The sequence below is a fragment of the Bdellovibrionales bacterium genome (assembly GCA_016716765.1).
In the GTDB taxonomy this organism is placed as follows: Bacteria; Bdellovibrionota; Bdellovibrionia; order Bdellovibrionales; family UBA1609; genus JADJVA01.
In genome coordinates, this window is the sequence record JADJVA010000025.1 from 571,199 (window position 1) to 590,541 (window position 19,343).

18 protein-coding genes and 1 pseudogene are annotated in these 19,343 nt (G+C 45.8%); 14 read left to right on the forward strand and 5 right to left on the reverse strand.

Features of this window, described 5'->3' with window-relative positions; genetic code table 11:
* Window positions 1–4: 4 nt before the first annotated feature.
* Complete coding sequence (gene lexA / locus IPL83_19105) at window positions 5–805, reverse strand: transcriptional repressor LexA (protein MBK9041230.1); 801 nt, start codon at window positions 803–805, stop codon at window positions 5–7.
* Window positions 806–1,081: 276 nt separating this feature from the next.
* Between lexA and IPL83_19110 the strand changes: the two genes are divergently transcribed.
* On the forward strand, window positions 1,082–2,344 hold the full coding sequence (locus IPL83_19110; protein MBK9041231.1) for a hypothetical protein: 1,263 nt from the start codon (window positions 1,082–1,084) through the stop codon (window positions 2,342–2,344).
* Window positions 2,345–2,362: 18 nt separating this feature from the next.
* On the opposite strand, the gene IPL83_19115 is transcribed toward IPL83_19110, so the two are convergent.
* A complete protein-coding gene (locus IPL83_19115) occupies window positions 2,363–2,731 on the reverse strand; it encodes a hypothetical protein (protein MBK9041232.1) in 369 nt (122 codons plus the stop codon).
* Window positions 2,732–2,931: 200 nt separating this feature from the next.
* On the opposite strand from IPL83_19115, the pseudogene ung reads away from it, so the two are divergent.
* The 5 genes and pseudogenes from ung to IPL83_19140 all read left to right on the forward strand — a co-directional run bounded on the left by ung (window position 2,932) and on the right by IPL83_19140 (window position 9,307).
* Window positions 2,932–3,635, forward strand: a pseudogene (ung, locus tag IPL83_19120) (uracil-DNA glycosylase).
* Between the two features lie 84 nt (window positions 3,636–3,719).
* Complete coding sequence (locus IPL83_19125; GenBank protein MBK9041233.1) at window positions 3,720–5,381, forward strand: ABC transporter substrate-binding protein; 1,662 nt, start codon at window positions 3,720–3,722, stop codon at window positions 5,379–5,381.
* 69 nt (window positions 5,382–5,450) lie between these two features.
* On the forward strand, window positions 5,451–6,467 hold the full coding sequence (locus tag IPL83_19130) for an ABC transporter permease subunit (GenBank protein ID MBK9041234.1): 1,017 nt from the start codon (window positions 5,451–5,453) through the stop codon (window positions 6,465–6,467).
* The gene (locus tag IPL83_19135; protein ID MBK9041235.1) at window positions 6,467–7,318 is read left to right on the forward strand and encodes an ABC transporter permease subunit; all 852 of its coding nucleotides are present in this window, start codon (window positions 6,467–6,469) and stop codon (window positions 7,316–7,318) included. Before IPL83_19130 ends, IPL83_19135 begins: the two co-directional genes overlap by 1 nt.
* Window positions 7,319–7,687: 369 nt before the next feature.
* A complete protein-coding gene (locus IPL83_19140) occupies window positions 7,688–9,307 on the forward strand; it encodes a response regulator (protein ID MBK9041236.1) in 1,620 nt (539 codons plus the stop codon).
* 24 nt (window positions 9,308–9,331) lie between these two features.
* Here IPL83_19140 and ubiE read toward each other — a convergent pair whose 3' ends face one another.
* Window positions 9,332–10,048 carry a bifunctional demethylmenaquinone methyltransferase/2-methoxy-6-polyprenyl-1,4-benzoquinol methylase UbiE gene (gene ubiE / locus IPL83_19145; GenBank protein MBK9041237.1) on the reverse strand — a complete coding sequence of 239 codons (717 nt, stop codon included), beginning with the start codon at window positions 10,046–10,048 and terminating at the stop codon, window positions 9,332–9,334.
* Between the two features lie 2 nt (window positions 10,049–10,050).
* Window positions 10,051–10,839 carry a 3-deoxy-7-phosphoheptulonate synthase gene (gene aroF, locus IPL83_19150; GenBank protein ID MBK9041238.1) on the reverse strand — a complete coding sequence of 263 codons (789 nt, stop codon included), beginning with the start codon at window positions 10,837–10,839 and terminating at the stop codon, window positions 10,051–10,053.
* Between the two features lie 161 nt (window positions 10,840–11,000).
* Here aroF and IPL83_19155 point away from each other — a divergent pair, with 161 nt between their 5' ends.
* From IPL83_19155 to IPL83_19190, 8 genes are all read left to right on the forward strand, one after another.
* A complete protein-coding gene (locus IPL83_19155) occupies window positions 11,001–12,098 on the forward strand; it encodes a chorismate-binding protein (GenBank protein MBK9041239.1) in 1,098 nt (365 codons plus the stop codon).
* Entirely contained in the window at window positions 12,095–13,714 is a 1,620-nt protein-coding gene (gene menD, locus IPL83_19160) for a 2-succinyl-5-enolpyruvyl-6-hydroxy-3-cyclohexene-1-carboxylic-acid synthase (protein MBK9041240.1), read from the forward strand. Before IPL83_19155 ends, menD begins: the two co-directional genes overlap by 4 nt.
* The gene (locus tag IPL83_19165; protein ID MBK9041241.1) at window positions 13,705–14,433 is read left to right on the forward strand and encodes an alpha/beta fold hydrolase; all 729 of its coding nucleotides are present in this window, start codon (window positions 13,705–13,707) and stop codon (window positions 14,431–14,433) included. Before menD ends, IPL83_19165 begins: the two co-directional genes overlap by 10 nt.
* Before the next feature lie 32 nt (window positions 14,434–14,465).
* Window positions 14,466–14,654 carry a hypothetical protein gene (locus IPL83_19170; protein MBK9041242.1) on the forward strand — a complete coding sequence of 63 codons (189 nt, stop codon included), beginning with the start codon at window positions 14,466–14,468 and terminating at the stop codon, window positions 14,652–14,654.
* A gap of 138 nt (window positions 14,655–14,792) precedes the next feature.
* Window positions 14,793–15,617 (forward strand): 1,4-dihydroxy-2-naphthoyl-CoA synthase, encoded by an 825-nt coding sequence (menB, locus tag IPL83_19175; protein ID MBK9041243.1) that lies wholly within the window; start codon window positions 14,793–14,795, stop codon window positions 15,615–15,617.
* Between the two features lie 8 nt (window positions 15,618–15,625).
* Window positions 15,626–16,513 (forward strand): 1,4-dihydroxy-2-naphthoate polyprenyltransferase, encoded by an 888-nt coding sequence (locus IPL83_19180; GenBank protein MBK9041244.1) that lies wholly within the window; start codon window positions 15,626–15,628, stop codon window positions 16,511–16,513.
* Window positions 16,510–17,502 (forward strand): hypothetical protein, encoded by a 993-nt coding sequence (locus IPL83_19185; GenBank protein ID MBK9041245.1) that lies wholly within the window; start codon window positions 16,510–16,512, stop codon window positions 17,500–17,502. Before IPL83_19180 ends, IPL83_19185 begins: the two co-directional genes overlap by 4 nt.
* Complete coding sequence (locus IPL83_19190; protein MBK9041246.1) at window positions 17,481–18,671, forward strand: AMP-binding protein; 1,191 nt, start codon at window positions 17,481–17,483, stop codon at window positions 18,669–18,671. The genes IPL83_19185 and IPL83_19190 overlap by 22 nt, the downstream gene beginning before the upstream one ends.
* On the opposite strand, the gene IPL83_19195 is transcribed toward IPL83_19190, so the two are convergent.
* Window positions 18,664–19,074: an acyl-CoA thioesterase gene (locus IPL83_19195; protein ID MBK9041247.1), complete on the reverse strand. Its 411-nt coding sequence runs from the start codon at window positions 19,072–19,074 to the stop codon at window positions 18,664–18,666. The genes IPL83_19190 and IPL83_19195 overlap by 8 nt on opposite strands.
* Window positions 19,075–19,343: the final 269 nt, after the last annotated feature.

Genomic DNA, 19,343 nt, shown 5'->3' on the forward strand with positions numbered 1-19,343 from the left:
TGCACTAGTAATGTCTGATTAAACCCACGACGATGCCTCGAATTTCTACCTGTTCAGGGTGGAACCACATGGAATCCATTTTTGCGTTAGCAGGTCGCAGTTCAATTTGAGGAGAGAGGGTTTCGTTTTTTTGTGAAGAACTCTGTGGAAAACGGTGGATAAGTTTTGGCTCTTTTGAGTTATGCAGATAAAAATGCTTCACTGTGGCCTCATTATCAATAATGGCTACAATGATCTCTCCATTTTTTGCGTGTGACTGCTGTTGCACAAAGATAAAATCACCATCCATGATGCCGTCCTCGATCATTGATTGGCCTTCGACCTGTAGGGCAAAAGTTTTGGCCGGATTTCGAACCATACTTGAAGGAACTTCAATAAATTCGTTGTTATGGAGAGCCTCAATGGGCTTTCCCGCAGCGACTCGACCGAGTAGAGGTAAGGATAGGGACTCGGACGGAGATTCGGAGTTTTGAGAGAGAGACCCCATTCTCTGAGGTAGAGAAAAAAGCCGTCCCCGGAAAGGGGGACGGCGATGGTTTAGTCCTAGGGGAGACGAAACAGTTTGAGCCGATTGCAAAACGGAGATGGCGCGCTTTTGGTTACTGCCGGGACTGTGGATATAACCCTTGCTTTGTAGTTGTCGCAGATAGGACTGCACGGAGTTAATCGAACGAAATCCAAAGTGCTCTTGGATCTCTTGGAAGGAAGGGGATAACTCCTGTTCGTGTATAAAGCTTTCGATAAACTCGAGAACTCTTTTTTCCTTTTTAGTGAGGGGACAAGCGATGGAACCGAGTCTTTTCATGGGCCACTCCTACTTACAGTATGTAAGTTATTTATAAGTAATATGTAAGTCAATAAATAAAATATGTAAGTTCTGAGTCGTAAAGCACAGCGCAATAATCTTCGGAGGCCAAAAATAGTGCATAGCAGAATATGGCCCTAAACGGAGATATATGAGGAATCCTGGGGTTGTTCTCATTTATACCTTCTAACTATAATTGCTCCGATCACCAGTTCGAAAGCAATAGACTCAAACATCACCCCATGACTGAGGCAAAATTTTGGTGAGGAAATTGCGATGATTGTTACAAAACTGAGAGAAGACAATTTGTTGATCGAGACAAATGGAAAATCGATTCGAACGCTTTTTGGTTCAGAGAAAGCATGCTTATTTGATTTGAGCGGCCCAATAGGCAAGGGCTCGCCTCCTGATATTCTCATTTTTCGTGGAGGGCTTGATGATCAGAGAGGAGCAGAGGGGGCCAGCGACCTCTTGAGCTTTGTTCTAGACCAACTGCCGGGTACAGGAATATTGGTATTGGGACAGAGGGCGTATGAGAGTTCCTTTTTTCTTGGCGGTCGCCGAGCGGACAAGGTTCACTATCTGAGTTCATTTCAGTTTCTGCGCATTCATGATATTCAATTTATGGGAGTCCCGGGAGAAATCGGAGGAGGCTCAGTCAATTGGACCATGGCAGCAGGCAAGACCCATATTTGGTTTCAGTGGCCTCATCCTTCGCACCCAGAAGTATCTCGTTTTGCAAGGGTATTTAGTTCTTATCCGTTTTCGGCTGTTTACACAAAAGTTGCGGATGAGTCATTACGGAGAGACAAAAAGGCCTATAATTCATGGATTCAATCTGTTTTGGGGGCAAGAACTCAAAGTATTTTTTTGGGCGGCGAAACTTCAGATACTCAGCTTGTCGCTTCCGATTTTAAAAATCTTGATCCCCGCCTTCAAATCCATCTATTAAAGGAGAAATCGGATTCGTGTCTGAATGAAAATTTACCGAAAGAGGATTTAAATCCCCGCAATTTCGCTGTGAGAGGTAATGTATCTGTCCAAAAGAATCCATGTGTTCCAGCAAAGCTAGCAAAACAAGACCCCTTAGGAATTTGTAGAAGATATCTCTACACGCCAGAGCAGGAAAAAGCTTTGATCGAGCGTCTCATTGAAGTCGAATTTCACTCCCGCATTCTTAAAACACTGCGCGAAGAAAGCGAAAGCCCATTCCAAGAGATAGTCGATAGCCGAGCGGTATTGCAAGTGGAAATAAAGCTATCAAACGGCCCTACCTGCTGCTGGACATTTTCTCATCTCTGGCCCCGATTCGAGATCAGTTTTAATCCACATCCTGAACCAAGGTATGCATTTCATTACTCTGCCGCTGAAATTCTGTCCTTTGTTTGGGATTCCGCTCAAAAGTTGAACTATTCGTGCACTGATTCTCCCCGTGCGGGGTGGCAGCCTTTAGAAATATTGAATGGAATATGGGGAAATTCTGTGGCGAACCCCCTGATAGATTCCAAAGAAAAAGATATTATCCTTTACGGGCTATAAAAGTCTAATCAAATACAATCACTGAAACCGGCCGCCTCCAGAATAAAAACGAATCAAACTATCCCGCTCAGCTGACTGTCGAGCCGCATTAACAAAAGGGGAAAGTCTCTGCACCATAAGGTCTTTGGCCTTGATGCAAGCGTCATAAATGTTATCGCTCTCACCTCGGGCCTCTATGCGAGCCCCCCCCGGCGCTACAACCAGACGAATTGCGTAAGTCTCAGCCTTAATTCCAGGCTTATCAGGCTTCTCAATTTTTTCAACGAATACACCCATCGAGCCAACCTCGCCAAGCATTGGCTCCAGACTCTGGATCTGTTGAAAAATAAAAGCCTTCACTTCCAAGCCTGGCTCGTATTGTTTTATTTTTGATTCTCGAGTCTTCACGCCTCTCACACTCCTCAAGACCTTAATTTGAATATCTTGCCAGAGCTGTCAAGGTTTTATCCCCAGAACATGCAGGCATATACAATAGGGTTTTGGCGGTTGGCTCCATTTCGATCTCATTTGGTGCTTGGCATTAGGCGAGTGATTGGGTACCCATGGATCACATCGGATTTGGTCAGAATTTTTCATTGGGGTGTAGAATGGCCTTGGAGTCTATTTCAGAAATAAAATCTGAGATCAAACTTGAACCTGGGTGGAAGGCTGTTCTTAAGGCTGAGTTTGAAAAGAAGTACATGGAGAGCCTTCGTATTTTTTTGCGCAAAGAACTGAGACAGGGGAAGCGGATATTACCCCCTGGCCCTGAGTATTTTGCAGCATTTAATCTGACTCCATTTGAACGTGTCAGGGTGGTGATATTGGGTCAGGACCCTTATCATGGGCCGGGACAAGCGCATGGACTTTGTTTTAGCGTGAGGTCTGGCCTGGACCTCCCGCCCTCATTGCGAAATATCTACCAGGAATTAAGCGAGGATATTGGCTGTAAAATACCTAGAGATGGCAATTTAAAGCCTTGGGCTGATCAGGGGTTTTGCTGTTAAATGCAACTCTCACTGTTGAGGCTGGAAAGGCGGGAAGCCATCAAGGAAAAGGGTGGGAGCAGTTTACGGACGAGGTTGTTCGAGCCTTAAATAGCCACCGAGAGAATTTGGCATTCTTGCTCTGGGGAGGATATGCGCAAAAAAAAGGTGCAATTATTGATCGGAGGCGGCATTTGGTTTTAGAAGCTCCTCATCCATCTCCCCTTTCTGCATACCGAGGATTTTTTGGCAGTCGTCCGTTTTCAAAAATAAATGACTATTTGGTAAAAACGAAGCAGGATCCGATTGACTGGTCGCTTCCGTGATAATGATAGATCCTAGCACCTTCTAAGATGTTGTGGGATGATTCAAAATCTTGGTTTGAATTCGCTATTTGGGAGAATCCTAGAATGCTTTGTCATATCGAAAATTGTTTGGTCGCTCATCGAACCAATCTGTTTTTTTACTTCGGATCGAAGTTGTGTCTTTGGGTTTTGTTGGCATTTGGGACAACGATAGTGGGTCCAACAGCTGTCTTTGCTCAAGAGAAGGTATTTGTTTATTGTTCCGAAGGCAGCCCGAGCACTTTCAATCCTCAATTGGCGGCCGATGGTCCAACCTTCAATGCAAGTTCTCGCATGATCTACAATCGCCTCGTCGATTTCGAAAGTGGTGGAACCAAAGTGATCCCCTCTCTCGCCGAATCTTGGGTCGTTTCGAAAGATGGTTTGGAATTCATTTTTAAACTCAGGCGAGATGTGAGTTTTCAAAAAACAGATACCTTTATTCCGAAAAGAAAATTTAATGCAGATGATGTCATTTGGTCATTCAATCGTATGCGTGACAAAAGCCATCCTTTCAATAGGATCGGTGGGGGTAATTACGAATACTTCACGTCGATGGAAATGGACAAAATCATAAAGGATATCATCAAAGTCGACGAGTACACTGTGAAGTTTAAGCTCTCCCATCCGGAAGCGCCATTTCTATCTAATCTAGGAATGGATTTTGCTTCTATAATCTCTGCTGAATATGGGACTCAGTTGTTAACAGCAGGCAATCCCGAAAAGTTGGACATTGAACCTGTCGGTACGGGACCTTTTATTTTCAGGCGTTACGTGAAAGACACGCTGATCAGATATGAGGCCAACCCTGGGTATTTTCTTGGCCGTTCAAAATTGGATAAGGTCGTTTTTTCAATTACCAAAGACCCCAGCGTAAGATACCAAAAGTTAAAAACGGGCGAGTGTCAGTTGATTGCCGAACCATCACCCACAGATCTAAAGGCGATGGGATCGAATCCAAATATTAAAGTCGTGCAGCAGCCTGGATTAAATGTGGGATATTTAGCGATGAATGTGGAGAAGAAGCCCTTTGACAATGTACTCGTTCGTCGAGCGATACATCATGCACTCAATCGAAGTTCTTATATTGAAGCGATATATCTTGGAAATGCCAAAGTTGCGGTGAATCCAATTCCCCCTACGATGTGGTCGTACAATGGGGATGTTAAGGACTATGGCTATGATTTAGCCGCTGCGCGAAGGCTGCTGGAAAAGGCTGGTCTTGCGAAAGGTTTTGAAGTTGAGTTGTGGACATTGCCTGTGTCCCGTCCTTATTTGCCAAATGGGAAAAAAATGGGGGAGCTTATACAAGCCGATCTTTCTAAGATAGGGATCAAGGTGAAATTGGTAAGCTATGATTGGCCAACCTATTTAGCAAAAGCGAGAAAAGGTGAGCACCAACTGATTCAGTTGGGTTGGACCGGAGACAACGGTGATCCTGATAACTTCTTTGGCATTCTGCTGGGGTGTGCGGCGGTTGAAGCGGGTAGTAACGTGGCCCGATGGTGCAACAAGGAATTTGCTCAACTCATAGAAAAGGCAAGGTTGACCACTGATCTCGCGAAGAGAACACAGTTCTATCGGGAGGCTCAACAAATCTTTAAAAGAGAGGCACCTTGGGTGACACTTGCCCACTCCACTGTATTTAGAGCGATGACAGATCGAGTTCAGGGCTACAGGCTAAATCCATTTGGTACAGAATCCTTTTTTGAAGTCGATTTAAAATAGCCAGTCTGCCTTGCGAGTGGATTGGTATGAGCATTTTTTGAAGCCAAACTGGCAAGAGAAACTATCGTGATCATTCGTTTTGTATTTCGCCGTCTTTTGATTTCAATTCCAACTTTGATTGGTATTTCAATTATTGCTTTTTTGCTGATTCGGGTGGTTCCAGGTGATCCAGTGATGTTACTGCTGGGAGAGCGAGGTTCATCTCCTCAAGTCTATGAAGAGATGCGTAAGAGCATGGGGCTTGATCGGTCGTTTCTGCAGCAATACTTGCAATTTTTTTCAAATGCGATTTGCGGAGATCTGGGTGTTTCAATTTCCTCACATCAGCCTGTTTTGGAGGAGTTTTTTGACCGATTTCCGGCAACCGTTGAACTGGGCTTAATTGGGATTTTTTGGTCGGTTTTATTGGGGATTCCATTGGGGTTGGTGGCAGCTCTTAAACGTAATTCTCCGACGGATTATCTCTTAATGGGATCAGCTTTGATTGGGTATTCAATGCCGATTTTTTGGTGGGGACTGATTTTGATTTTGGTTTTCTCTGTGACATTGGGGTGGACGCCTGTTTCCGGGAGAATAAGTCCCTCCTTTGACCTAGATCCCGTTACTGGTTTTATGCTCATTGATACCTGGCTTAAAGGCGGAGGGGGTGGGGCTGCATTCAGAGATGCGGTGGCCCATCTTGTTCTTCCAGGATTGGCTTTGGGAACAATTCCTCTCGCCGCCGTAGCGCGAATGACGCGATCAAGTTTACTGGAGGTTTTGCGTGAGGATTATATTCGGACAGCCAAAGCGAAGGGACTTAGTCTTTTCCGAATTGTCGTTGTTCATGCCCTTCGCAACGCCCTCATTCCTATTATCACGATCGTGGGTTTGATGGTGGGCTCCGTGCTGACTGGGGCAATTTTAACAGAGACAATTTTTTCGTGGCCTGGAATTGGCGGCTGGCTTGTTACAAGCGTCAATGCCCGCGATTATCCTGTTATTCAGGGAGGAGTTTTGCTGATCGCCGTAGTTATTATTGTGGTTAATATGGTTGCCGATATTCTTTGTCAAATAGCGAATCCTCTCACCAGGGGCAAAGGCTAATGGAATGGAAACATCTCTGGTATTCATTTAAGAAAAACAAAGGAGCGCTTGTTAGCTTGTTGCTTCTTGTGTTCTTGATCTTCATTGCCGTATTTGCTCCGTTCGTCGCTCCGCACAGTCCGAATCGGGTTTTTGATGGAGCTTTTATGAATCCTCCTTTTTGGATGCCGGGAGGAAGTCATCAGTTTTATTTGGGAACAGACGATATCGGACGAGATGTTTTGAGCCGTCTTATTTTCGGAGCTCGAGTTTCTCTTGGCATTGGTCTGATGGTTGTCGTGGTCACTTTGTCCATTGGGAGTTTGTTGGGCTTGGTAGCTGGGTATTGCGGAGGCTGGATAGATAGTCTTATTTTAAGGGGAGTTGACATTTTAATGTCACTCCCATCGATTCTGTTGGCTATAGTCGTCGTGGCTGTGCTCGGATCTAATCTTACCAACGCAGTGATTGCGGTGAGTCTTGTTGCCTTGCCAAATTTTATTCGTATTGTGCGTGCAAGTGTTTTGTCTGAAAAGGCTAAGCCATACGTGGATGCGACTATTAGTTTTGGAGCGGGTCACGGCCGGATCGCTCTTCGAAATATTTTTCCCAATTGCTTGGCTCCAGTAATTGTTCAGGCGACTCTTGGATTTAGTGATGGAATTCTCAATGTTGCCGCTCTTGGCTTTTTGGGGCTAGGGGCTCAGCCGCCGACTCCAGAATGGGGGGTGATGCTTGCTGACTCTCGTTCCTTTATCGAAAGCTCCTGGTGGTTGGTAACGGCCCCAGGTCTCTGTATTCTTGTCGTTGTTTTGTGTTTTAATATTTTAGGAGATGGTCTGCGAGACGCCCTGGATCCAAAGCTCAGGTGAACTAGCGACGAGTGAGGTTTTATTGCAGCGCCAACTCGCAGACTCTCAGTGAATTTGTTGCGTCCAAGAGCGCCTGGCTGAACCAAATCTCAGGGGTTCAGGATCGAGTTCGGCTTGGTGCAGTGCTCACAACGTGAGCGCTGCTGCCGGACGCATGTTTGAAGATCCTGGACTCCTGAGATTTGGTTCAGCCAGGCACTCCTTGGAGTTTGGAACAACAATCAAGTGGGCCAGTTTATACTTACTTGACCTTTGTACCTATCGGACGTTTGTACAGGAGGGAAAAATGCCTGAAATTGCAAAGAGTCTATCCACTTCAAGAGGAATTCTCTTAAATTTTGGAATATAATAATTCAGTTTGGAGAAACCTTGATACTTGCCGATAAATTGAGAAGCAAGATATCTGATCGAATATTTTTTAGTAGTGACGAGCGAGGAATATTGGTGATCAAGCCCGACTCCGAAATCCTGAAAATCCTATCACAAGCTCGCGTATGGTGGGAGCGTTTGAGTCTTCCTATCGTATTGGTTGATTTTTCTAGTCTGAAGATTATTTATGCTAATCCACGAAGTGAAGAGCTCATCGGAAAGCCAATGGAAGCTCTTGTGGGACTGAGTTGGGCTTCAGCATTTGATACCGAAGCTGCAGCGACACTCAAGTCAGTGGGAGACCTATATCAGATCGATTTTGATGCATTTATGCCTACCGAATACAATCTGCGTGTTCTTCGGAGAAGTGGACGTGCTGTTCCAGTGATCTGTTCGTTTTCAGGATTGATTATGGAGGGGCGGAAACATCTATTATTGTCTCTTTTTGACTTGTCAAAAGACGAGGCCGAAAAGAAGAGATTGGCTGAAGACTTAAAATCCATCTACCAAATGTCTAAACTTGCGGACCTGGGAAGAATTGCATCCTCTGTCGCACACGAGATGAATAATCCGTTGATGGTGATACAAGGACAGGCAGAGATTCTTGAGCTTAAAGTTGCGAAGGGATCTTTGTCTAGCAAGGAGGTAAAAGGCATTCTCCATCCCATCTATCGCTCTATTGAGCGAATGACGCAAATTATTAGTCAGATGAGATCGGCGGCACTTCCGGCGGGAACTGACTTGAAACAAGTTGATTTGACACAAATCATTCGCGACAGCCTTGTTTTGCTTGAGCCGCGAGCAAGATTTTTGGGTGTTGAAATTGATTCAAAATTGCCTTCTTCCATTCTGATTGAGGCCAATCAAAATCAGATGGAGCAGGTGATTCTAAATATCGTGAACAATGCCTTTGATTCGATGGAAGATGAAAAATTTCAAATCAAATCGGGATTAAAGCTTCAAATTGAGGAAAAAGTGGAGGAGGGTTTCGCTGTAGTTTCAATTTATAACAATGGCCCAGCAATTCCAATTGAGTTTCAGCAAAATGTGATGAGTCCGTTTTTTTCAACGAAGAGTGTCGGGAAAGGGCCTGGATTGGGCCTTTCTGTTTCTATGGGAATCCTGAGAGCCCATCATGGCGGGTTGAAGCTGAAATACTCAACTGAAGAGGGCACATGTTTTGAATTTAAAATTCCGATTTGCGCTCGGGTTGATGAGAAGATGAAAGTGAAGGTTCTTGTTGTAGATGATGAAGTTTTCGTTCGTGATGTGCTCAATCAAAGGCTCCAAGCTGAAGGTTTTGAGGTTATTCTAGCTAGAAATGGAAGTGAGGCCCTGGAGGAAATCATAAGTCATCCAGATATTGCGGTTCTATTTACTGATTTGCGAATGCCAATGATGAATGGATTGGAATTGATTCGTCATATCCGAAGTATTATGAATGAGGTTCTCGTCGTTGTTATTTCGGGATTTTTAGATTCGCTCAATGAAGCAGAAGGTCAGGATCTTGCATTGATTGACGAAACTCTCGAAAAACCATTTACTGGTGCGGAATTTCGTCGTGTGTTGGACTTTGTTCATCAAAAAATCGACCAAAAAAGAAAATTATCAGTGGCTTAGCAAAGCAAAATTTTGTAAAGAAATTTATTCTACGATCCCTGTGTAAAGGTAGCTAGCGCCTCCAAGTAAGCCCTGGCAATCAATTTTTGAAAAAGCTCTACTCTCTTTCATGAGTTGCAAGAAATTTTCATTACTAGGAAAATGGTTTGATGAATGATTTAGGTATTCATAAGCCTGGCGTTTTTTTGTGACCAACCCACCAATGAACGGAACAGCGAATTGAAAGTAGATACGGATGATCAATCCAACTATGGGTGTTTGATTGTTTCCGGTTTCAAGGATCATGACTCGTCCACCAGAGCGAGTCACCCGGGCCATTTCTCTCAGGGCTTTTATCGGATCTTGAACATTGCGAATGCCAAACGCGATGCTTGTTATGTCAAAAAAATCATCTTGATAACCCAAGGCCATGACATCGCCTTCTGAGAATTCAATATCGACATTAAGGTTCCTCACTTTTTCTGAAGCGCGATCCAACATTTTTACGCAAAAATCGGTTCCAATGACAACTCCTTGCGGTCCCACAACTTCCTTAAAGGCAATTGCCAAGTCGCCTGTTCCCGTTGCACAGTCAAGAATATGATCTCCAATTTTTGCTTCGCTCCGACGGACCAGAGCCCTTCTCCATTTTCGAGCCACGCCGAATGTCATCAAATCATTGGCTCGATCATAGCCCTCAGAAATGGAGCTAAAAAGGCTCTTGATAAAATCTGGATTGGGACCTTCGGGATTTACTGCCATACTTAGACCGACTTCGCTAGACGCCGACCAAGCGCGGAAAGAAGTCTCTCAAGTTGATCCATCAATTGATCAATTTGGGAGAAATCAATTGCTTGAAAACCATCGGACAGCGCTTCCTCGGGTGCATAATGTGTTTCGATGAGAAGGCCATCCGCCCCGGCGGCAGCGGCAGCGAGAGACATGGGAATCACCAAGCGAGAATCTCCTGTGGCGTGAGATGGATCAGCAATCACCGGGAACGAAGTGTACTGCTTAACGTAGGCTATGGCATTGAGATCAAAGGTATTGCGGGTGCTCGTTTCAAAAGTGCGGATTCCTCTCTCGCACAGGATGACTTGATCATTGCCTCCCTTGATAATATAGTCAGCGGCCAACAGCCATTCCTTGATTAAGGCAGCAAATCCTCGTTTTAAGAGAATAGGCTTCCGAATCTGGCCAAGTTCCTTTAGAAGTGAATAATTATGCATATTGCGCGATCCCACTTGAAACACGTCAACCAAATCCATCATATCGTTGATTTCACGTGGGTCGGTAACTTCAGAAAAAAAAGCTAAGCCAGTTATTTTTTTTACTTCTTGAACAATAGAAAAAGCATCTTTTCCCATACCTTGAAAAGTTTTGGGACTGCTGCGGAGCTTGAACATTCCCCCTCTTAATGCGATAGCACCTGATTTTTTGACCTGGCTGGCAATTTTTAGGAACTGTTCCCTGGATTCGATTGAACAGGGGCCGGAAATAACTACAAATGGGTTGTGGCCACCTATCAAATGGGGCCCCAGCTTGACGGGCAAAGTCTTGTCATTCATTCTCACCTCTATTTGCCGATCCAACCCCCTGCGGAGAGGAGCTATTTCTAGAAGGATATTCGCTCTTTTCGGCTCCAGTAACATACAGGAAACAGATCGGCATCACCAGTCTTTTTAAAGATTGAGTTAAACGGTGGGAAGGGCATATGTCAAAGACAACAGCACACAGAGGCTTGGGACTGGATGAGAGTCAGGACCCTGATTTATTTGGATTAGGTACTTCTCAATCAGGAATTCTTTGCCCCTGGTTTGATAGTAAAATCATTGTTGGTTGTGATCTGCAAAGCCGAGAGGAGAGGCCAGAAGATGGCTCGTGGTGTTTCTATGCGCCCGACTTCTTTTTGGAGGGGGCTCGGCCCTGGTGGAATTTTAAATCGGTTCGGGTCTTGGAGCGGGTTCAGCTGAAAAGACCGGAGGGGACAGGCTGTGCATTTGATAAAGCTTGGAAACTATCTAGTAAAACAGGATTTATGTCCATTTTTGAAGAACTGAAGGCCGCCCTCAAAAAGGGAGACCTGCAAAAAGCAGTTCCTGTTGTCACGGCTTATCAGGAGGGAGTGATAACGAAGGACAAGTTGATCCATGTCCTATGGGAAATCGTCTCTCTCCGAGGTTCCCGGGGGGAGCTTTTTCCCTACGGATTCTGGCTTGAAGAAGAGGGTATGCTCGGAGCTACCCCCGAGTTGCTGGTGAGTCAGCGAAATGGAAAGATTTCCAGTATGGCCTTAGCAGGGACGAGGGGCTTTGGATTTACAAAGGGAGACTTGTTGCTGGACTCAAAGGAGAGGTTTGAGCATCAGGTGGTGGTGGACGCATTGGTTGCCTCCCTCGAGGATTTTGGAATTTTGGAATTGAGCGAGACCTACGAGTGGGATTTGGGAAATCTCACGCATTTACGAACAGATTTGGAGTTGGCCGTTGGTCAAAATCACGCATTTCAGTGTATTGAACTTGTCGATCGTATTCATCCAACACCGGCCTTGGGTGCATGGCCGAAGGCTAAGGGCCTTGAATGGTTGAGAAAAAATCGGCCACAGGAGGCCCGGCGATTCGGAGCTCCTTTTGGAGTCCGCTCTCCAGAGGGAGATTTTTTCTTTGTAGTAGCCATTCGGAATATTCAGTGGCATGACGGGAGAACCTGGCTGGCTACGGGTTGTGGGGTAACGATTGAGAGTCAGGCCGAGAGAGAGTGGGCTGAACTTGCTCTGAAGCGAAATTTTGTTTTGGAAAACCTTGGTCTATGAATCAAATTTGTCGTGCCAAAAAATTGATCGCGTTGCTTGCAGAACAAGGGGTTGAGGATTTTGTTTTGTGCGCCGGGGCTCGAAATGCTTCGCTTGTCGAGGTTTTGTCTCAGGCTCGTGGGATCAATGTGCTTCCGTTTTTTGACGAGAGGTCAGCAGCCTTTTTTGCAATTGGCCGAATTCAAGCGACTCAACGTCCCGTTGCGGTCATTACGACGTCGGGTACGGCTGCAGCTGAATTGTTGCCGGCGACCATAGAAGCTTGGTATGCTGGGCTACCTCTTGTTCTCGTGACAGCAGACCGCCCGCAATCATATCGAGGCAGTGGTGCTCCTCAGGCCATCGAACAGGTTGGTATCTTTTCCCACTTTGTGAGGCAATCTTGGGATCTTGGTGATCAGGAATATTGGGAGGGACGAATCGACCTTTCCCAACCCAGTCACATCAATGTGTGCTTTGAGGAGCCCTTTTTGGACGCTGAGGTGACCGAGTGGCATCCGAGTCTTGCCCGTTCAGTTGGAACTCCAGCTTGGCATGGTGAAGCGCTCAAAGGTCGTTCAAAGACTGATGGCTCAGTTTTGGAGGTAAAAGGCATCGATGATTTTTTTGAAAAGGCATCAAGACCATTGGTGCTGGTGAGTCGGCTATCTTCCCTTTGTCGACCTATGGTTGAGTGCGCGCTGAAAGAGTGGGGTTGGCCCATTTATGCCGAGGCCACATCGGGTCTGCGAGAATCCTCAGTTCTAAAAGATCTTCGAATTGAATCAGGAGAGGGGATTTTTGAGAGTTCCAGATTTTTAGAGACCTTTGATGGCGTGATTCGTATTGGTGGGGTTCCAACGACACGATTGTGGCGCGATTTAGAAAGCAAATTGAGCGATTGGCCCGTGTTAAATTTTTCTTCAGGGGGGCATTCTGGACTGAGTCGGGTGAAAAATCAGGCGATGCCCTTGGATTCTGTTTCTTTGCGTCGAGCGCCAAAAAGCACCGAATGCTTTCGGGATTTTTTTATTTACGATCGGCAGCGTGGTGAGCGACTCAAAAATTTGCTGTCGCTCAGTTTGAGTTCAGAACCTGGCATATTCTCAGAATTGTCTAAGATGATTCCTTCTAGCAGTCTGGTGTTCTTGGGAAACAGTCTTCCCATTCGCGAATGGGATTTGACAGCGAATTTTGAATATCGTGGGTTAGAGGTGTTGTCTAATCGAGGAGCCAATGGGATAGACGGCTTGTTCTCGACCTTTTTAGGCGCTAGCAAAGAAGGGAGAGAAAATTGGGCAATTGTCGGCGATTTATCTGCTCTCTACGATCTGAATGCCCCGTGGGCCCTTTCGGTGTCGAAAGGGGAAATTTGGAGGTTTATCGTTATAAACAATTTTGGTGGAAAGATATTCCATCGAATGTTTGGAAATCCGTTGTTTCAAAATCGTCACGATTTAAGCTTTGAGGGCTTTGCTGAACTTTGGAATATCGATTATTGCCGATGGCACAGAGTGCCTGAAGTCTTGCCGGAGCTTTCTTCTGTGTCTGTGATTGAGATACGTCCAGATCAGCGGGCGACAGATTGCTTTTGGAAGGACTATCTTGCGTTGAAAGAGGTGTCGGTGTGTTTTTAGTTACACTACACGGTTTTTGGGGAAACGGCAGTGATCTGGCTCCCATTTCGGAGGCTCTTCGCCAGGCAAACCTAGTTGATCGCTCGTGGGCTCCCGATTTATTTGTACCAGGTCCTCTGAGCCCTGACTTTGGTTTTTCTGATTGGACGGAATCCTTTGCCAATGAGCTGCGCAGGAGAGCAGCTGGATCTAAAGTTATGGCCATCGGATATTCAATGGGTGGACGTTTGCTGTTGCATGTTTTGAAGTCACATCCCGAATTGTTTCGAGGCGCTGTGATCGTTTCCTCACAGCCACAACTTCAAACGGTTGAGGAAGTGAGAGAGCGAAAACTATGGGAATTGAATTGGGATCTCGCTTTTCAGGACAGACCTTGGAATGAATTGTGGAGGGATTGGAATCACATGGAAGTATTGAAGTCCATCGCTCTGAGACCACCGCCAATGGAGTTTTCTCACTCGCGCGAATATCTTGCAAAGGCTCTCAAGGAATGGTCGCCTTCTCGGCATTTGATATCTGTTCAAGACTTTCGTCAGAGTGAAGTTCCCCTTTTGTGGGTGGCTGGAGAGAAGGATCGAAAATATGCCCAGATGTACTCGGAATTCTGTCAGATGGGGATTCAGGGGCAGTTTGAGTTTGTTTCAGACGCCGGACATCGCGTTCATTTGGATCAGCCAGATTTGTTCACTCAGGTTGTCAGTCGCTTCGTTCGCGGGTAAACTTGAATCTGATCAAAAGGGGGGGGAGTGCGATGGCTTCAAAATATGTGGAATTGAAAACGACCGACAATACGACTATTTATGTCCGTAAAGAGGCCGTGGTGGTTCTTGAAGAATCTCCTCCAAGTAGTCGAGTCGAAGGTCATGTGAAGGTTTTTGTGGCAGGTTTCAAGTTTGCTGTAAAGGGAACATTGAACGACGTTTTGCCACTGCTCGACTAAGATGGAACCGGTTGTTGATTCTTGCATAAGCTAACTGATCAAGTTACTGGAATGCTGCAGGCGAAAACGGTGGCTCGATCGGATCTTTTGTAATATAGCCATCTTTGATACGAATAAAAATTTGGTGGAGAATTGATTATGACTCAAGAATCTTGGACAAGTATCAAGGATTACCAAGATATATTGTTAGAGGCAACGGAAGATGGAATTGCGAAAATCACTATCAATCGACCTGAAGTGCGCAATGCATTCCGTCCTGAGACGGTGTCTGAACTCAGAGACGCGTTTGAATTGGTAAGGGAGGATTCACGTATTGGAGTTGTGATTCTTACTGGTCAGGGGAAAGAGGCTTTTTGCTCTGGAGGCGATCAGAAAGTTCGTGGGCACGCGGGATATGTGGGAGATGACGGAATTCCAAGATTGAATGTTCTGGATTTGCAAAAGCAGATTCGGTCAATCCCTAAGCCTGTGATTGCTATGGTAGCCGGGTTTGCAATTGGCGGTGGACACGTTCTTCATATTGTTTGCGATTTGACGATTGCTGCTGAAAATGCTGTCTTTGGGCAAACAGGTCCGAAAGTGGGGTCTTTTGACGGAGGATTGGGGAGTTCCTATTTGGCGAGAATTGTCGGTCAGAAAAAGGCTCGGGAGATTTGGTTTCTGTGCCGCCGTTATGACGCCAAAGAAGCCTTGGCTATGGGGTTGGTAAATACGGTTGTGCCCGTTGACCAACTGGAGTCAGAGGCGCTTAAGTGGTCGAGGGAGATTTTGCAGCACTCGCCATTAGCTCTTCGTTGTTTGAAATCATCTCTCAATGCGGATTGTGATGGGCAGATGGGTCTGATGGATTTGGCAGGAAATGCGACCCTCCTTTACTATATGAGCGAAGAGGCCAAAGAAGGAAGAAATGCATTCGTAGAGAAGAGGAAACCTGATTTTAAGCGGTTCCCTCGCTTGCCATAAGACCATCAATGGAAAAGATGAGATTGAATTTTTGGCTGATGGCCTTACGACCAAAGACATTGGGAGCAGCCGTGGTTCCAGTTGTTGTAGGCACCTTATTGGCATTTCGATTTGGCCACCAAGTCCGTTGGTGGTTAAGTGCTTGGGCTTTACTTTCAACTTTGTTTATTCAAATTGGAACGAATCTTTTTAACGATGTTATTGATTTCAGAAAAGGTGCGGATACAAATCAGAGGCTCGGTCCCCAGCGCGTGACTCAGTCAGGGGCGATTGCCCCTGCATGGGTATTTGGAGCAGGAGTTTTTTCTTTCTTGTTAGCGATAGCCTGCGGAATGCCCTTGGTTTTTCAAGGGGGGCCCGTGGTCATCGGGATAGGAATATTGTCTCTATTTTTTGGCTATGCTTACACTGGTGGCCCATATCCCCTCGCTTACAAGGGGCTGGGAGATATCTTTGTTGTCTTGTTTTTTGGTCTTGTCGCTGTGGGAGGAGTTTATTTTATCCACACCGGAGAATGGAATTTGAAAGCGGTCGTTGCAGGGCTGCAGGTCGGTTTTTTGGCAACTGTGATGATCGCAATTAATAATTTTCGCGATATAGCTCAGGACAAGGCCGCTCATAAACGTACCCTTGCCGTGAGGTGGGGGCCCCGTTTTGCGCGCCTGGAGATACGGTTTCTTTACATTATGAGTTTTTCGCTCTCCGTTTACTGGCTCATTTCGGGGTGCTGGGGGGCGGCTCTTTTACCTTTGATGTTGTGGCCGGGGGCGAGGGGCGTGATCAAACAAATATCTGTACATGATCCGGGTCCTGTTTATAATAAGTTGTTGGCTCGGGCTGGTTTGATCCACCTGCTTTTTGGCTTGCAATTAAGTTTGGGGTTTTTGATTTCATGAGAATTTGGTTTAGTCCTTATCAGCTTCAACCATTAAATGCCCTCAATGCTCTCGATACGGGACAGAGTCGAGAGGGGGTTCTTCTAAAAATAGAATTAAATGAGCTAGGAGTTGGCTACGCAGATTGTCATTCCTGGATGACTTTTGGAGACGCCAATTGGAGAGATCAAATCAAGAGTTTGCAGGAAGATCGTCCTCTGCCTTTGATTTCGCGATCATTGGAGCTGGCTCAGTGGGACGCCTCATTTCGTCATCGGGGAGAGAGTCTTTTTCCCTCGGCGCCTTTGCTGAAGAGTCATTACACGCTTGCTGATTATTCCCAATTTTCTTTGCCTCTCCTTGAGCAAATTGTCGAACAAGATTTTAATATTTTGAAGCTGAAATTGGGCAGTGATTTGCAGAGAGACTTTGGTTTTTTAAGGCGATTGCTCCCCATCATCCCAGAGGGGCTGCGAATACGTTTGGATTTTAATTCGACGATGACGCCAGATGTTTTGGGTCCTTGGTTGGGCAGTTTAGGGCATGAGTTTCTGGGGCGCCTCGATTTTATTGAGGATCCCTTTGAATATGATGCCGAGACTTGGTTGGCTTTTAAGGAGAAATGGCAAGTCCGGTTGGCGATCGATCAATCGCTTTCGAGTCAAAGTGACTTGAGAGGTGCCGATGTTTTGGTTGTGAAACCCGGGCGCACTTCAGGGGAGGTGATCGATCATTGTGTTGAGAAGTGGGGAGATAAACGGTGGGTATTCACTCATGCAATGGACCACCCAGTTGGCAGAATGATGGCCCTTGCATTTGCAATGAATTTTTATTTGGTTAATCCTGAGAAGGAGGATGTGGGCGGGTTTGAAAGCTCACCGATTTATGAGTCCTCATCATTTGATGAACAGATTTTTCAGCAAGGGGCCTTGCAATTGGGAACTGAGGGAAAGGGAGTGGGCTTTGACGCTCAATTAGAGGAGCTGGAGTGGAACCCCCTGCATATTTAGGCTCCTTGGAACCTTCAAGTCCGATCTCCTGGGACAAAACAGAACCCCCTGTTCTTTTTTTAAATCCGCGTATTTCTCCCGAAATGCGACTGCGATTCATGGATAAATTCGCCGAATTCTGTTTGGTCAATGACTTAGTTGGAATCGCATCCTCCGGCACCACTTCAGTAGGTGGCGAAGCAAAAATTGCGGTGTTATCAAAGCAAGGCTTTCTAGATTCAGCGGCTTCTGTGAATAGGCATTTGGAATCTGATCACAGGGATACATGGTTGCATATATTGCCTGACTTTCACGTGGGAGGATTGGCCATTTGGGCGAGAGCTTCAGTCTCGGGGGCAAGGGTATTCAAACCCTCAAATTGGAAGTGGGATGTGAGGTCTTTGAAGGATTTGATTGAAGGGTCAAGAGCTAGTCTAATTTCACTCGTCCCCACTCAAGTTTATGACCTGATTCAAAGTCAAATAAAGTCCCCACCTCATTTGAGAGCGGCGATAGTTGGTGGAGGAAGTCTCCACGGTTCTGTCTATTTTGAAGCGCGAAATCTGGGTTGGCCAATTTTACCTAGCTATGGACTCACAGAATGTTCCTCGCAAGTGGCAACAGCCAGTTTGGCATCCTTGGATAACTCGGTATTTCCTGAGGACCTTTTCATGTTGCCTCACGTAGAGGCGCGAGTGGATTGTGAGGGACTGTTGGCACTTCGATCGCGTTCACTTCTCGAAGGGTACTTTCAAACAGATGTTCGGGGAGAAAGATGGAAGTGGATTGATTCAAAAATTGATGGTTGGTTTACAACCGAGGACAGGGTCAAAATCGGACATGGAACTTTGCGATTTCTTGGCCGGCGTGATGATTTGGTCAAAATTTTGGGAGAATTGGTCAGTCTGAATGTTTTGGAGGCACGACTGCTCTCCCTCGTTCAAGGTTTGCATTTGAGCCAAGAGGTGGTTCTCATTGCATTGCCACAGCCTCGCTCAGGCTTTGAAATTGTACTCGTTTTTTTAGAATCTGATTACACGGCCGCTCAAGTGGAGCAATTGGTGGAAGACTTCAATAAGGACTTATTGCCCATCCAACAGGTGAAAAGAACCCATGGAGTTGCCAAGATGCCCCGTTCTGAACTTGGAAAAATTTTGAAGCCTCAATTAGACTTGAGTGTTTCTAACTAGATAAGTAACGACGTAGCCGATCTTCATATGAACTTGGGATATTTGTTTTTTTCCCGGACATGCGGTTGATGAAAACATGGACGTTGCGAACCTTGGTGCAAGTCGCTCCCTCACTGTTCACGAGCCAGATCTCAAATCCAAGACTTGAAGTTCCGAGCTTGTTGAGCTGAAGGATCGCTTTGAACTTATCTCCTGCTCGAATAGGAATGAGATATTCTGCTTCGGAGTGACGAACGGGCACGGACAAGTCACGATTGTTAAACCACTCATCCCAAGGGATGCCGATATGTTGGATAAATTCTTCGATGGTTTGGTGACAAATAAAAAAAACCTGTCCATAAAACATGATACCCGCTGGGTCGCACTGATCAAAGGAGCAGCTGAGCTGCCGAGAAAATTTCATAGCTTACTCTTGTCTTCCCTGTGAGCGAAGGCAAGAAAATAATCAATTTTCGATCTTGAATTGGTGATCTATGAGCTTCAACTTTAGCCTGTGCTTCTTGAGTCGAGAAGACATTTTTTCAAGAGCCGCTCTTGCTCTTCCAGGTTGGTCTCCAAAAGAGATGTTTCGGTGGCATGATACGAAGAGAGTGATAGTTCAACATCTGCTTTCAAAGATAGGCAGGAGGTCAGATCTCTCGAAGGCTCGTTTTTGGGGAGGTTTCTCTTGAC

Coding starts and splice junctions, on each gene's coding strand:
- lexA (MBK9041230.1), bottom strand. CDS start 805: ATGAAAAGACTCGGTTCCATCGCTTGTCCCCTCACTAAAAAGGAAAAA.
- menB (MBK9041243.1), top strand. CDS start 14,793: ATGACTCAAGAATCTTGGACAAGTATCAAGGATTACCAAGATATATTG.
- IPL83_19135 (MBK9041235.1), top strand. CDS start 6,467: ATGGAATGGAAACATCTCTGGTATTCATTTAAGAAAAACAAAGGAGCG.
- IPL83_19110 (MBK9041231.1), top strand. CDS start 1,082: ATGATTGTTACAAAACTGAGAGAAGACAATTTGTTGATCGAGACAAAT.
- IPL83_19125 (MBK9041233.1), top strand. CDS start 3,720: ATGCTTTGTCATATCGAAAATTGTTTGGTCGCTCATCGAACCAATCTG.
- IPL83_19195 (MBK9041247.1), bottom strand. CDS start 19,074: ATGAAATTTTCTCGGCAGCTCAGCTGCTCCTTTGATCAGTGCGACCCA.
- menD (MBK9041240.1), top strand. CDS start 12,095: ATGAATCAAATTTGTCGTGCCAAAAAATTGATCGCGTTGCTTGCAGAA.
- IPL83_19180 (MBK9041244.1), top strand. CDS start 15,626: ATGGAAAAGATGAGATTGAATTTTTGGCTGATGGCCTTACGACCAAAG.
- IPL83_19185 (MBK9041245.1), top strand. CDS start 16,510: ATGAGAATTTGGTTTAGTCCTTATCAGCTTCAACCATTAAATGCCCTC.
- ubiE (MBK9041237.1), bottom strand. CDS start 10,048: ATGGCAGTAAATCCCGAAGGTCCCAATCCAGATTTTATCAAGAGCCTT.
- IPL83_19155 (MBK9041239.1), top strand. CDS start 11,001: ATGTCAAAGACAACAGCACACAGAGGCTTGGGACTGGATGAGAGTCAG.
- IPL83_19170 (MBK9041242.1), top strand. CDS start 14,466: ATGGCTTCAAAATATGTGGAATTGAAAACGACCGACAATACGACTATT.